Below are 14,739 nucleotides of genomic sequence, written 5' to 3' on the forward strand. Positions count from 1 at the left end.
GTCACTTCACCAGCGTGCTGGTGAGGGTTTCCGGCCAGGGCGCCTTCGGGTCGAGATTGACATAGGCCACCCCAGGCAGCCCGGTCTTCACCTGGTGGATGTATTTCTGCAGCAGTTCCTTCGGGATCGTCGCCTTGACGCGGAACATCAGCTTCTGACGCTCCTCATCCGTCTCCACCGTCTTCGGGGTGAACTGCGCAACATCGGCGACGAAACTGACGCGGGCGGGGATCGTGTAGTTCGGCACCGCATCGAGAACGATCCGTGCCTCGCTCTCCAGCGCGATCCGTCCGACTTCTGCAGTGGGAAGGAAGAAGGACATATAGACGTCGGCGAGATCCACCATGTTCAACACGCGGCCACCGGCGGCCAGAACTTCGCCCGGCTGGGCAACACGGTACTGAATGCGACCGTCGCGCGGCGCACGCAGGACGCTGTCGGCAATGTCGGCACCGACCTTCTCGATGACCGCCGCCGCCACATCAACTGCCGCCTCGGCATTGACAATCTGCGCCTTGGCCGCGCTGATCGCAGCGTCTGAGGCCGCCACCTGGGCCTCGGCAGCGGCGAGCGCGGCCTTGGCACTGGCCACGTTCGCCCGATCGTCGTCCACCGCCTGCTGGCTGGTCGTGTTGCTCTGGATCAGCCGCTCCGCCCGGGCAAGCTTGATGGACGCCGCGTCGAGTTGGGCCTCGCGCTGGTCGACGGTCGCCACCGCGGCCGCCCGTTCGGCTTCGCGCTGAGCAACGAGGCTCCTGGCCGTTTCGACGCCGATCTCTGCCCGGCGCCGTTCGGCCTCGGCCTGGCGAAGACCGGCCTGTAACTGGTCGGTGTCCATCTGCGCAAGGGTCTGGCCGGCGGTGACGAAATCGCCTTCTCCGACCAGGATCTCCTTCACCCGACCGCCGCCCTTGGCCGCAATGTCGATTTCCACCGCTTCGATACGGCCATTGCCGCTGGCGATATTGTCTGGCAGTCCGTCGCCGGCATAGGTCTTCCAGCCGTAGTAGGCACCACCGGCCACTGCGACAATCACCACTGCAGCCAACAATCCGCCCTGTCGCATCGCCATCTCGTCTCTCCGCAACACAATACGCCTTGCCCAATCAGCGGCCGGCGCTTCCGTGTGCAGTGATAGGACTGCGGCGCAGCATTGATCTTGATTCAAATCAAGAAATGACAACCGCAGGCGACCGACAGACAGAAAACACCGCCCCGACGAAGCGGGGCGGTGCTCTTCTGGCGCAACGAACTGTGTATCAGAACCCGATGGCGAGCTTGCGAAGATCCTTGATATCCGGGGCCGCCATCGCTTCGAGATGCCGCTCCCATGCCAGCGCCGTCTCGACGATCACGTCGAGATCGTCATATCTCGGCTGCCAGTCCAGGACCGTGCGTGCCAAGGTGGAATCCGCGACCACGAGGCCGGCATCGCCCGGGCGGCGATCGGTATAGTCGACTTCGAAGGTCCGGTTCGTTGCGCGCTGAACCGCATCGATGATATCGAGCACCGAATAGCCACGCCCATAGCCGCAATTGGCAACCAGAGGACCGCCGCCCTTGCGCAGGTAGCAGAGGGCACGCAGATGCGCATCGACGAGATCGTTGACGTGGATGTAGTCGCGCACGCCAGTGCCATCGGGCGTATCGTAGTCCGTTCCGAAGACGGACATCGACTTGCGCCGGCCAAGCGCGGCCTCACAGGCGACCTTGAGCAAGTGGGTCGCTCCGATGGCCGAATTGCCACTACGCCCCTTCACATCAGCACCGGCCACGTTGAAATAGCGCAGGGCGACATAGTTGAGACCATGCGACCGGGCCGTATCCTTGAGCATCTGTTCGCTCATCATCTTCGACTGGCCATAAGGCGTCTCGGGCCTGAGGGGTGCGTCCTCGCGGATCGGAAGCGAGGTGTCGGGCGTGCCGTAGACGGCCGCAGTCGAGGAGAAGATAACCTTGTCGATGCCCGCCTTCACGGCGGCGGCGAGGAGACGATGGGTGTTGCCGGTGTTGTTTTCGTAATAACCGAGAGGATCCGCAATGGAATCCGGCACCACGATCGAACCGGCGAAATGGATGATGGCCTCAATGTCGTTTTCCGCGAAGACATGCTTCAAGACCGATGGCTTGCCGATGTCACCGAGATAGAAACGCGCCTGCGGGGCCACGGCCCAACGAAAGCCCGTCGAGAGCCGATCGACGACCACGACCTCTTCGCCCGCATCCAGCAAAGCCCAGACCATGTGGCTGCCGATATAGCCGGCGCCGCCGGTTACCAAGATCGCCATGATTTTCTTCCCGCATTTTCTTATGGGGAAGACTGAAGCACGCCTTATCTTTCCGAGTGCTTATCAAGCGGCCTCAAGCGATTGAAACTGATTGCATTTTATGAGTTTTGCTGAAAGACAGGTAAATGCATTTACTCGCATTTTATGCAGTTTCCACCCTTCGACCAATGCCAGCGGCTCACAACGCCTTGATGAAGCCGGCGAGCCGGTCTGCCGCATCCTCGATATGTGCCGGATTGCGCAGGAAACAGGCTCGCAGGAACGGCAGACCGCCCTCGCCAAAAGCCGTTCCCGGCGCCAGACCGACACCCGTCCGGTCGACGATGTCGAGCGCTGCCTGTCGGCTGTCGGTAATGCCGTCGATCTTCAGAAAGGCGTAGAGAGCGCCCTCGGGTTTCAACGTCTCGACCCGGTTTGTGGCAATGAGGGCATCGCACAGGATGTCACGCGAGGTGGTTGCGCGGACAATGTTCTGACGGACGAACTCGTCGCCTTCGTCAAGCGCCACGACCGCGCCGCGCTGCATGAATTGCGCAACACCTGACGTCGAATACTGAATGAGGTTTTCGAGCACCTGCCCTAGCTCCGGCGGGGCTACGATCCAGCCGACACGCCAGCCGGTCATCGACCAGTTTTTCGAGAAGGAATTGGCGAAGACCACCCGGTCGCCCTCTTCCATGACGTCAAGGAAAGACGGAGCGCGTTCGGCGCCACCGTAATAATAAAGCGCGTAGATTTCGTCAGCGAGGATCCAGATCCCATGGCGCCGGGCGATATCGAGAATCGCCTTCAGATCCTCGCGGGTGGCGGTCCAGCCCGTCGGGTTCGAAGGCGTGTTGATGAACAGCGCACGGGTCTTGGGCGTGATGGCCTTTTCCAGCCGGTCGAGATCCAGAACCCATCGGCCATCGGCGAAGTTCAGCGGCAGGCCGACCGACCTGCCGCCGGCCAGATCGATGGCGGCAACGATGTTCGGCCAGCAGGGCGAGAGATAGATCATCTCATCACCCGGCGAGGTCAGCGCCTGGACGGCGAGCGCAATCGCCTGCATGCCGGAGCCTGTCGCGTAAAAATGCTCGGCCGGCAGGTCGACCGCGAAATGGCGCTGGTAATAACGAGACAATGCCTGGCGCAGTTCGGGAATGCCACGCTGCCAGGTGTAAAAGGTCTCGCCGCCGAGAAGCGCTTCACTGGCCGCGCGATTGATGAAGTCCGGCGTCGGCAGGTCGCCCTCGCCCGCCCAGAGCGGCAAAAGGCCATCGCGACCGCGCGCATAATTGATGATCTCGACGATGCCGCTTTCAGGGGCTGCGAGGGCGCGCGGGCTCAGGCTTTCCAGCAAAGACATGCGGTGGGCTCTCCTTGAATCGAAGTGCCCTGTCTAACCGATCCCCGGGCAAAAATCCCATGATATTCCGTGAGGAAGGGATCGATCCGGGTGATGGATGAGCGCGGTCGGGACGCGATCCCGACCGCATTGTGCCTTCGGTCAGCGGCTCTTCAGGAGATCGCGGATTTCGGTCAGCAGCTGGATATCGGCCGGCGGCGGGGCAGCGTCGGCAACCTTCTGCTCCTCCTTCTCGAGCGACTTGCGCAGCGTGTTCACGCCCTTGACCATCAGGAAGATGATCCAGGCAAGGATCAGGAAGTTGATCACCACGGTGATGAAGTTGCCATAGGCAAAGACGGCGCCCTGCTCGCGGGCGGCCGCGAGCGAGGTGGCCGTCACCTTGCTGCTCAGCGCGATGAAGTAGTTGGAAAAATCGAAACCGCCGAACACCACGCCGACGACGGGCATGACGATGTCCTGAACCAGAGAATTGACGATCAGGCCGAAGGCCCCGCCGATGATCACACCGACAGCAAGGTCCATGACGTTGCCGCGTGCAATGAATGTCTTGAATTCGTTCAGCATACCCTGCTCCTTTGTCCTGCCATCTCAACCGCCGTCCCCGACAGTCCGAGCCATGGTTAATGAAAATTCGTCCATTCGGAAATGGTGATTTTCGACCTTTTGCGATTTCTCTTCGACTTTAGATCAACGGCCGGGACGATTTCAAAATCTGAAGACTTCCCCTAGAGTTGGTCCAAGGTACGACGAGGAGGAAAGCGTGCTCCCAGGCTGGATCATCGTTGTCGCGGCACTCGGCTATCTGCTGTTCCTGTTTGCCGTGGCAAGCTATGGAGACCGCAAGTCGAAGATATCAGGCGTGCCGGCCGGTGGCAGGCCCATGGTCTATGCCTTGAGCCTTGCCGTCTACTGCACGTCCTGGACCTATTTCGGCGGCGTGGGTCTGGCGGCCGAGCGGGGCCTCGAATTCATGGCGATCTATATCGGGCCGATCCTGATGTATACGCTCGGCATGCCGATCCTCAGGCGCATCGTCGAGCTTGCCAAGACCGAGAAGATCACCTCCGGCGCCGACTTCGTCGCCGCCCGCTACGGCAAGAACCCGATCGTCGGCCTGCTCGTCACCATCATCTATCTCGTCGGGATCATCCCCTATATCGCGCTTCAGCTGAAGGCGGTCTCAAGCTCTGTTGCGGCGGTCATGGACCCCTCCGCTTACGGGATCGGTACGGGCAATCTCTATTTCATCGACCTGCCACTGATCGTCGCCTTCCTGCTCGCCTGCTTCGCTGTCGTCTTCGGCACCCGCCACACGGATGCGACCGAGCATCAGGACGGCCTGATCCTTGCCATCGCGATGGAATCCGTGGTCAAGCTCGTAGCCTTTTTCACGCTCGGCATTTTCGTCGTCTACACGATGTTCGATGGCCCTGCGGATCTCTGGCAGAGGGCCACGCAGAGCGCTGACGTCATGGCAGCCCTGTCGCACCAGACACCCGCCAGCCGCTGGATTCTGCTGATCCTGCTCTCGGCCTTTGCCATCATCATGTTGCCACGGCAATTCCATGTGACCGTGGTCGAGAACCGGACGCCGCGCGAATTGAAGCTCGCCGGCATCCTGATGCCGCTCTATCTGATCGCCATCAACATCTTCGTGCTGCCGACCGCGATCGGCGGCATCATGACCTTCGGCGGCACTGGCGATGCCGACCTTTATGTGCTGTCGCTGCCGCTCGAGGCCGGCAACGGCCTGGTTACACTGATCACCTTCATCGGGGGCTTTTCGGCAGCCACCGCCATGGTCATCGTCGCCTCCGTTGCGCTCGCCATCATGATCTCGAACGACATGGTTCTTCCGATCTTCCTGCGCCAGCGGCTGCTTGGGCGACCCAGCCAGCGGGAAGACTTCGCCAAGACGCTTCTGCATATCCGCCGCACGGCTATCTTCGGCGTGTTGGCGCTGGGTTATGTCTATTTCCGTTCTGCCGACAACACGACGGGCCTCGCGAAAATCGGCCTCCTTTCCTTTGCCGCCATCGCCCAGATCGCGCCCGCCATGTTCGGCGGATTGATCTGGCGGCGGGCCAATGCACGCGGCGCGATTGCGGGCCTGACGACGGGCTTCCTCGTCTGGGCCTATCTTCTCTTCCTGCCGAGCCTCGGTGCGACCGACCATTCCTGGATCGCCTCCAGCGTCCTCGGTTTCCTGCTGCCCGGCCTCTCGATGTTCGAGCCCCGCTATGCCGACCCGCTGGTCAATGCGACGATCTTCAGTTTGCTGATCAATACGCTCGCCTTCGTCGTCGGCTCGCTCAGCCGCAATCCACGCCCGGTCGAGCGCATCCAGTCGGCGATCTTCATCAAACGCCAGCCGCGCTCCAACTTCGCCACGCGGGGCTGGAAGACCAGCGTCGCCGTCGGCGATCTCAAGGCTGCCATCGCGCGTTACCTGGGCAACGAGCGGATGGAGCGCTCCTTCCGTTCCTATGAGCAGGCGGCGGGCCGCAAGCTTGCCGATGACAGCCCGGCGGACATGGCCTTCATCCATTTCTCCGAACAGTTGCTCGGCAGCGCGATCGGCTCGTCCTCAGCCCGCCTCGTGCTGTCGCTGATCCTGCAAAAGGCAGAGGACCCGTCCGCCGATACCGTCTGGCTGCTCGATCAGGCTTCGGAGGCCCTTCAATACAATCAGGACATGCTGCAGACCGCCCTTGCCCAGATGGAGCAGGGCATTGCGGTTTTCGACGCGTCCGATCGGCTGACGATCTGGAACCGCCGCTTCCGCAGCCTGCTCGACCTGCCCGAACATGTGGGTCAGGTCGGTTTTCCGCTCGCCGATATGATCGCGATCCTGGCCCAGCGGGGCGACGTGGCAACAACAGACGTCGCCTCCGTCATTCACGGCTTCCACCAGTTCGATCATCCCTTCCAGATGGTGTTGTCGGGCGGAAACAGGATCATTGAAGTCCGCTGCAATCTGATGCCAGACAAGGGTTTGGTCGCGACCTTCAGCGACATCACGGCCCGCGTCGAGGCCGATCAGGCGCTGAAACAGGCAAACGAGACGCTGGAGCAGCGCGTCAGCGAACGCACCGCCGAACTCACCCGCGTCAACCATGCACTGGCCGAAGCCCGTGCAGCCGCTGACGAGGCGAATATCGGCAAGACACGCTTCTTTGCCGCCGCCGGCCACGATATCCTGCAGCCGCTCAATGCGGCGCGCCTCTACTCCTCGTCGCTGGTCGAACGGCTGGGGGATTCGGAAAACAGCGCGCTGGTCGAAAACATCGATTCCGCGCTGGAATCGGTGGAAGCCATTCTCGGCGCCGTGCTCGACATATCGCGGCTCGATACCGGCGCGATGAAACCGCGCTTCTCCAGCGTGCCGCTCAACGGTCTGTTGCAGAAGATCGAGACCGATTTCGCCCCGATGGCGCGCGAAAAGAACCTCAAGCTCGTGGTGATGCCGACGCGCTTTTCGGTGCGTTCGGATCCAACCCTGCTGCGTCGCCTGATCCAGAATCTCGTGTCGAATGCGATCAAATACACGCCTTCCGGCCGGATCGTGGTCGGCGCGCGGCGGCAGGGCGACAAGGTGGTGATCCAGGTCACCGATTCCGGCATCGGCATTCCGTCATCGAAATTCCGGACGGTCTTCAAGGAATTCGCCCGCCTGGAAGAAGGCATGCGCACAGCGTCTGGCCTCGGCCTCGGCCTGTCGATTGTAGACCGCATCGCGCGCGTGCTGCATCATCCGGTGGAACTGGCCTCGAAGCCGGGCAAGGGCACGACCTTCAAGGTGGCCATGCCGCTCGATGTCGCGAAACCTGCTTCCGAGGGTGTGGTGAAACTGCCGGCCGATAGCCGCGCAACACCTTCGCTCATCGGTTTCCGCGTGCTGTGCATCGACAACGAGCCGAAGATCCTGGAAGGCATGCAGCTGCTGATTTCCGGCTGGGGCTGTGACGTCCTGTGCGCCGGTTCGATCGCCGAAATGGATGCGGCTGTCGACAACACGCCCGCCCCGGACCTGGTCATTGCCGACTACCATCTCGGCGACGGTAGCGGCGTCGGCGCGATCCTGCGGCTGCGGGCACTCACCAAGTCTGATATTCCAGCCCTTCTGATCACGGCCGATCGTTCGGCAGAGGTCCGCGCCGAAGCCGAGCGTCACTCGATCACGCTGCAGCACAAACCGGTGCGCCCGGCAGCGCTCCGTGCCTTCATGACCCAGATCTCATCCCAGCGTCGGGCGGCTGCGGAGTAGACGCAAAGCCTTACCAGCTCTTCAGCGCGCGCAGCGTAGGGGTCTTCTTGAACAGGTGTCCATCCATGCGGCCGAGCAGGCGATCGAGCAGCGCGACGGCATCGACGATCGCGGGTCCCTTGTTCAGCATCACGCATTCCGCCCTTGCGGCCATGGCCGCATCGGTCATTTCGCCCCGTGTCGGGATGCCTTCCTTGACCATGTCCTCCAGAACCTGGGTCGCCCAGATGCAGGGAACGGAGGCTGCCTCGCAGAGCCAGAGGATTTCCTCCTGCATCTCCGCCAGCCTTTCGAACCCGATCTCCGCGGCGAGGTCGCCACGTGCAATCATGACGCCGAAGGCACCCCGTCTGCGGGCTCTTGCGATCAAGCCAGGCAGGTTGGTCAGCGCCAGCGGCTGCTCGATCTTGGCAATCAGGCCGAGCGGCCGGTCGCCTTGCCCTCGGCGGGCCAGGACCTCGTCGAGAAGGTCGATATCCTCGGGACGGCTGACGAAGGAATAGCCGATCAGATCGGCGCATTCGATGACGGTTTCGAGATCGGTCTCGTCCTTGGCAGTCAGCGGAGAAAGGCCCAAGGCGGTATCGGGCAGATTGACGCCCTTTTCCGGCTTCAGCTTTGTGCCACCCGCCTTGGTGCGTTTCACCACGACCACGGCTTCTCCGGCCGCGACACTCTCCACCACTGCTTCCAGCTTGCCATCATCATAACGCAGCCGGTCGCCGACCGTGAGCCGTGTCACCATTTCCGGCAACGAGACCGTGGCGGAAAAACGGACGGTCTCGTCAAGGCGCGGTTCACCCTCCGCCACCAGGCGCAGCCGGTCGCCCACCTGCAGGCGCGCCTTATTCTCGGCAGTTGCCACAGCCTCGGTCCGGATCTTCGGTCCCGCGACATCCATCAGCACCTTGATGTCGCGCCCGACCACCTTTCCGGCCTGGCGCACATAGGCCGTCATGGCTCTCCAGATTTCCGGGCCGTCATGGGCGCAGTTGATTCGGGCGACATCCATGCCGGCCCGGGCAAGGTCGAGGATCATGTCAGGTCCGTCACCCGCCGTGCCCGGCAGTGTCACCATGATGCGGGTACGCCGGCCCGCGCCGCGCATTCCGAGCAGATCGGCGGTCGCTTCGGTCAGGCGCGTCTCGCCTGCGAAGAAGGCGCTTTCCTCGGGGGCGGGAGGCAGATCCTGGCGGCCACCCGCCAATGCGGCCAGCGCCTGCAGCACGGCATCGATCGTCGGGAGCACCCTGCCTTCAAGGCGCCCCATGGAGGATAGGCCGAGCGCCATCAGGCGCCGCTGAAGGGGGCGAATGTCATGATGGCGCAGAGCCAGATAGTGGCAAAGATTGTTGATCGCCGGGTCTTCCACAGAACTCCCCTCGCCACCGATCGCGATCTTCCGTTGTTCGGCATCGGCGACGATTTGCGCCCGGAGCGCAAGAAGCTCCTCAAGGGCTGCAGCGGCACGTAGGGCGGGCACATTGGCGGCTGTAATGGTCATGACGTAACTGTTCCGGCTGATCCTACCGGTACGCTACACCGACAATCTTGACGGGCACGTGACATCAATCAAGCCTTCGCCTTCCGGCGAATAGCCGCGGACACAGAAGCGCTCTATGCTGCCACCATCCAACGCAGCTGGGAGGGCTGACGAGGGCATGAAAATCGCAATTTTGTCCGACATCCACGGCAACCGGCAGGCCTTCGAAACCGTGCTTGCCGATGCCCGCGCGCGCGGCGCCGATCGCTTCGTCATTCTCGGCGATATCGTCGGTTACGGCGGCGACCCGACATGGTGCGTGGAGACCTGCATGGACATGGTCGCCGAGGGCGCCATTGCCGTGCGTGGCAACCACGATCAGGCGATCAGCGATCCCTCCTATGCGATGAACGCGTCTGCCGGCATCGCGATCGACTGGACCCGCATCACGCTCGAGCCGAGACATCGCGACTTTCTCGCACGCCTGCCGGTCTCCGTCACCGACGAGGATCGGCTCTATGTGCATGCAGAAGGCTCGGCACCGGCGCGTTTCACCTATGTGAACGATCGCAGCGATGCGGATGCGCATTTCAAGGGGTGCAGCGCACGGCTCAGCTTTTGCGGGCATGTGCATGCGCCGGCTCTCTATGGCCTCGGTCTGGGCGGCAAGGTCACGACCTTCGTTCCAACCTCCGATATCGGCATTCCCGTCGGTCCCCCACGACGCTGGCTTGCGGTCGTCGGATCCGTCGGCCAGCCACGCGACGGCAATCCGGCGGCGGCCTGGGCGCTCTACGACACGGGAGCGTGCGAGCTTTCCTTCCGCTGGACTGCCTATGACATCGACGGTGCGGCAACCGCCATCCGCGCCGCCTCATTGCCGGAAGGGCTTGCCCAACGGCTTTACCGGGGACGTTAAGGGGAGCGGGACATATGGCACGGACACGCATCGAGGAAGGTGACGTCATCGACGGCTTCACCCTCGGCACGCTCGCCCATACCGGCGGGATGGCGAAGCTCTATGAGGTGACCCATCCCGATCATCCGGGGCCACTTCTCATGAAAGTGCCGCGCATCGGCTCGGGCACCGATCCGGCGACCATCGTCGGCTTCGAGATGGAGCTGATGATCCTGCCGAGGATCAGCGGACCGCATGTGCCGCGTTTCGTGGCGCGCGGCGATTTTTCGCGCCAGCCCTATATCGTCGTCGAACGCCTGCCGGGCAAATCGCTCTATCCGCTGCTGGAGCGCCTGCCCTGCTCCCAGCCGGAGGTCGTCGAGACGGCTTCGAAGATCGCAACGGCGCTCTCCGACCTGCACCGACAGAAGGTCGTTCACCTCGACATCAAACCGTCGAACATCTTGTTTCGCGATACCGGCGAGGCGGTGCTGGTCGACTATGGGCTCGCGCGGCATCTTGAGCTGCCTGACCTGATGGACGAGGAGTTCCGCCTGCCTTATGGCACCGCGCCCTATATGGCGCCGGAACAGATCCTCGGCGTGCGCTCCGATTTCCGCTCCGATCTCTTTGCGCTCGGCGTTCTGATGTATTTCTTCTCGACCGGCCGGCGGCCGTTCGGCGATCCGCAGCGGATGAGCGGTTTGAAGAAACGCCTGTGGTGGGATCCGCCGCCGCCGCGCGAGCTCAACCCGATGGTCTCCAAGGCCTGCCAGGAGATCATCCTGCGCTGCCTGGAGGTCGATCCGGCCCGGCGCTACCAGTCGGCGGCACAGCTCGCCCTTGATCTTGGCGATCTCTACAATGTGCGGCTTACCGCGCGCGCGGAGAAAACCAGCCGGGACGGCTGGCGCAAGGTGGTGAAGCGCATGCTGAACCCCGACCCGATCGAGCTGATCAAGCCGAAAGGGGCGGCCGCGATCCTCGCCTCTGCGCCGATCGTCATGGTGGCGATCGATCTCAATGCCGCGAGCCAGGAGCTGGCGGAAGCCTTGCGGGAGACGGCCAAGCGCATCATCCGCAACACCCCACATGCCCGCATCGCCTGCGTCAACGTGTTGAAGATCGCCCGCATCGCGCTGGACGACGATCTCGATGCCGAAGGCAATAGCAAACATGTCATGCGACTGGCGGCGCTGAAACACTGGGCCGCACCGCTCGGTGCCGATGAGTCGGACATCACCTATCACGTTCTGGAAGCCGTCTCGCCGGCCCAGGCGATCCTGACCTTCGCCCGCGACAACAATGTCGACCATGTGGTGATGGGCGCCAGGGCCAATTCGACGCTGCGGTCACTGATGGGCAGCGTCTCCGGCGAAGTGGCGGCGTCCGCCCCCTGCTCCGTCACGGTCGTCCGGGTGCGCGGGGCGAGTGCCTCCGTTGCGACTAAGACGGAGGCGACAGACGCCGAGACCGCTCTTGCCGGCCATGCGTGAGTGCCAGTTTCAGGCCGTCCAATGCCCTATAGCCGAAGCGACCACACTGTCGCCTGCGTCACGGCCCCCGGTTCGGCGATGAGCCGCAAGGCCCGGACCGGTTCGAACCCGGCAATGCGTTTCGTGCCGGCCAATCGCCCGCCGTCGGCAAAGACCTCCAGCGAGCCGTAGTCGAGAAACACGCGCACACGCTTCGCCCCGGCGGCCTTTGCGATGTAGCGCGGCCCCGGAGGCTCTTCCGTCCGGTCGAGGAAGCCATGCAGGATCTCCAGCCCCTCACCATGCTGCGAGAGCCCTAGGCGGACCTCCGGATGGTCGAATTCGAGCCGGAATTCCGATCCTGCCTCGGCCAGTTCGAAGACGATCTCGGCAGCACCATGCGGCAAGGACACCACCTGCCCCGCGACCAGTCGCGTGCGGTCGATCATTCGGGCCCTCAGACTTTCAGCCGCCCCGATCGGCGGGGTCAAAAGTTCGTCGCCGTCCAGAGACAACGTGCGCGGCAGGCTCATGGCGGACGGGAAATCGATCGTCGGACCGGTGTCGGCCCAGTTGCCGAGCCAGCCGATGCCCACCGGCGTGCCGCCATCAACGAAAGCCTGGAAGGCGTAGTTGTCGGTCCCGAAGTCGAGCTCGCGGCCGAAGGACTTGGCGAAGCTGCGGCCATCAAACCAGCCTATGTCGATCATCGTGAGATTGCGCCGGCCGGTTTCCTTGTCCTCGCCGTTCATCAGCCCGTAGATCAATGCCCAGCGCGTTGAGGGATCGCGGGCGTCGCCATCCACCGGCAGGAGGCAGGGGCATTCGAGCGCCGATGTTTCGTAGCGCGTCTCGATGTAGAGCTTCCCGACATAGGTCCACCCCCCGGCGGCCGTGTTGTCCGGTGTCTCGTAGAGCAGCACCACACCCCCTTCGGCACTCTGGCTGCCGAGCAGCATCTTCCAGAGCCCGTCGGGACCACGAAACACATAGGGATCGCGAAAATCGAAGGTCAGACCTTCGCCGTCCGGACGGCGGGGCAGCAGGACATCTGCAGCCCCGGCGCTGAAGAGATCGGCGGATGTCGCTGTCAGCTGGATTTCCTGCTCCGGTATCCGGTCGGCAATCTTCTCGGTGAAGAAGACACGAAGCCCCGGCCCGTCCGGCCTTGCAATCGCAGATCCGGAAAAAGCCCCGCCGCGTTTGTCCGGGCGGACCGACAGTTCCTCCGAGGGAAAGAGAAAGACCGGGAGATGGCGCCAACGCAAATAGTCCGGCGAGACGGCATGGCCCCAATGCATGTTGTTCCAGATGCGGCCGTGCGAATAGTGCTGGTAGAACAGATGCGGGCGTCCGCCGAAACGGCCAAAACCGTTCGGATCGTTCATCCAGCCGAAGGGCGGGCGGAAGTGATAGCCGTCGGGCAGATCCGGGGGTTCGTTGGCCGGGTTCGTGTGAACGACCGTAATGCCGGTTTCCAGCACATCCGACGGCGTGAACCAGTAGGCGACCGAGAGTGACGTGATCGCCGTATCATAAGCGAGGGTGACGATCCCGCCACCGAAGACGTGGTAGATGCGGAACGAGTTTTCTTCGGCGTTGATCGCCTGCACCTCACCGAACTTTCCGTTGACACTGTAAAGCGACACGGAGCCGGGTTCATCCAGGGTCACCGCCTTCAGCCAGAGATGCAGCACGGCGTTGACGGGAAGCTCCATCTCGATCGCCTTGTGTCCGCTCGGCACTCCGCTGATGGCTGGCATATGCTTCTCCCTTCCGTGTCACTTCCGTCGTTGAACGGCGTCGCGTGGCGCGCTGTTCCATCGCTGCCTGTCACAGAGGCTTCAGAAAACCGTCACCGGCACTTCATCCGAACCACATAAGGCGACAGGACGACCCTGAAAGATCGGAGCCATGCTCATGCGTCTCGCCGTTCTCGTCCTCGGCCTTCTGCTCTGCCTCGTTACCGGTGCGGCCAGCCTTGCGCCAATTCCGCCATCGAACCGGGTGTCCCTCATCCACGACCGGCTGCTCAACGCCAATCTCAACCGTGATCATGTCATGGTCGTGGCCCACCGCGCCGGATGGAAGAAAGACGGCGTCATCATGCGCGCCGAGAACTCCTTTGCCGCCATCGATCACGCCGTTTCCATCGGTGTCGAGATGGTCGAACTGGATGTGCGCCGCTCGAAGGACGGTGTTCTGGTTATCATGCATGACGAAACGCTGGACCGCACCACCACGTGCCATGGAAAGGTTGCCGACCACACGCTCGGCGAACTGCGCGCGTGCCAACTCCTCGTTGAAGGACAGCGCAGGCCAACCGAAGAGCATGTGTTCACGCTCGAAGAGGCCATGCTGCATGCACGTGGTCGGATCATGATCAACATCGACAACAAGATCGAGCCGGAAGCGCTGGTCGAAGTCGCCGATATTGCCCGCAGCCTCGGCATGCCCGATGGCGTTTTGCTCAAGCTGGCTGTCTGGGATGCAGACCGGCTGCAACTGGCCCGCGACATCCGCCGCGCCATCAGCCCCGACATCGCCTTGATGCCGATCCTCGCCGACGATGCGGTCACCGAGCCGGCCTTCATCGACCGAACGGAGTCGTCAATCGGCGCGCCGGCTGCCGAACTCGTGCATTGGCACCGCGACGCATCGCAGCCGATCACCGCGGATGGCGGGCCTCTTCTGTCGCCTTTGGCGCGGGCTGCCGCCATTCGCAACAACGCGCATCTGTGGATCAATACCTATCCCATCACAGACCGCCCTGAAGGCATGGTGGCTGGCGGGCGTGGCGATTATCTCGCGCTGAAGACCGGACGTCCCGAAGATGTCTGGGGCTTCTTCGTCGATCGGGGTGTGACGATCATCCAGACCGACGAGCCGGAGGCCGTGATCGCCTGGCTCGATGCCCAGGGTCTGCGACGCCCCTACGACCTAACCAACTGACCATTACACCTGCAGCCAAAACAGA

General features: G+C 62.8%; 10 protein-coding genes. 4 read left to right on the forward strand and 6 right to left on the reverse strand.

The window, feature by feature from the left end; genetic code table 11:
- Nucleotide 1: 1 nt before the first annotated feature.
- The 4 genes from DFO46_RS15410 to mscL form a co-directional block, all read right to left on the reverse strand.
- Nucleotides 2–1,066, reverse strand: coding sequence for an HlyD family efflux transporter periplasmic adaptor subunit (locus DFO46_RS15410; protein ID WP_210210639.1), 1,065 nt, complete (start codon nt 1,064–1,066; stop codon nt 2–4).
- A gap of 193 nt (nt 1,067–1,259) precedes the next feature.
- Nucleotides 1,260–2,288, reverse strand: coding sequence for a UDP-glucose 4-epimerase GalE (gene galE / locus DFO46_RS15415; protein WP_120277885.1), 1,029 nt, complete (start codon nt 2,286–2,288; stop codon nt 1,260–1,262).
- Between the two features lie 178 nt (nt 2,289–2,466).
- Entirely contained in the window at nt 2,467–3,636 is a 1,170-nt protein-coding gene (locus DFO46_RS15420) for a pyridoxal phosphate-dependent aminotransferase (RefSeq protein WP_120277886.1), read from the reverse strand.
- 141 nt (nt 3,637–3,777) lie between these two features.
- On the reverse strand, nt 3,778–4,203 hold the full coding sequence (mscL, locus tag DFO46_RS15425) for a large conductance mechanosensitive channel protein MscL (protein ID WP_110790043.1): 426 nt from the start codon (nt 4,201–4,203) through the stop codon (nt 3,778–3,780).
- A 196-nt stretch (nt 4,204–4,399) separates the two neighbouring features.
- Here mscL and DFO46_RS15430 point away from each other — a divergent pair, with 196 nt between their 5' ends.
- Nucleotides 4,400–7,906, forward strand: coding sequence for a PAS domain-containing hybrid sensor histidine kinase/response regulator (locus DFO46_RS15430; RefSeq protein ID WP_120277887.1), 3,507 nt, complete (start codon nt 4,400–4,402; stop codon nt 7,904–7,906).
- 10 nt (nt 7,907–7,916) lie between these two features.
- Here DFO46_RS15430 and DFO46_RS15435 read toward each other — a convergent pair whose 3' ends face one another.
- A complete protein-coding gene (locus DFO46_RS15435; RefSeq protein ID WP_120277888.1) occupies nt 7,917–9,410 on the reverse strand; it encodes a pyruvate kinase in 1,494 nt (497 codons plus the stop codon).
- A gap of 157 nt (nt 9,411–9,567) precedes the next feature.
- Between DFO46_RS15435 and DFO46_RS15440 the strand changes: the two genes are divergently transcribed.
- A complete protein-coding gene (locus tag DFO46_RS15440) occupies nt 9,568–10,308 on the forward strand; it encodes a metallophosphoesterase family protein (RefSeq protein ID WP_120277889.1) in 741 nt (246 codons plus the stop codon).
- A gap of 14 nt (nt 10,309–10,322) precedes the next feature.
- Complete coding sequence (locus DFO46_RS15445) at nt 10,323–11,783, forward strand: bifunctional serine/threonine-protein kinase/universal stress protein (RefSeq protein WP_120277890.1); 1,461 nt, start codon at nt 10,323–10,325, stop codon at nt 11,781–11,783.
- A 26-nt stretch (nt 11,784–11,809) separates the two neighbouring features.
- On the opposite strand, the gene DFO46_RS15450 is transcribed toward DFO46_RS15445, so the two are convergent.
- The gene (locus DFO46_RS15450; RefSeq protein WP_120277891.1) at nt 11,810–13,525 is read right to left on the reverse strand and encodes a GH32 C-terminal domain-containing protein; all 1,716 of its coding nucleotides are present in this window, start codon (nt 13,523–13,525) and stop codon (nt 11,810–11,812) included.
- 157 nt (nt 13,526–13,682) lie between these two features.
- Between DFO46_RS15450 and DFO46_RS15455 the strand changes: the two genes are divergently transcribed.
- Nucleotides 13,683–14,714 carry a glycerophosphodiester phosphodiesterase family protein gene (locus DFO46_RS15455; protein ID WP_120278279.1) on the forward strand — a complete coding sequence of 344 codons (1,032 nt, stop codon included), beginning with the start codon at nt 13,683–13,685 and terminating at the stop codon, nt 14,712–14,714.
- Nucleotides 14,715–14,739 lie beyond the last annotated feature (25 nt).

It is taken from the genome of Rhizobium sp. AG855 (genome assembly GCF_003610655.1).
Taxonomy (GTDB): Bacteria; Pseudomonadota; Alphaproteobacteria; order Rhizobiales; family Rhizobiaceae; genus Allorhizobium; species Allorhizobium wuzhouense.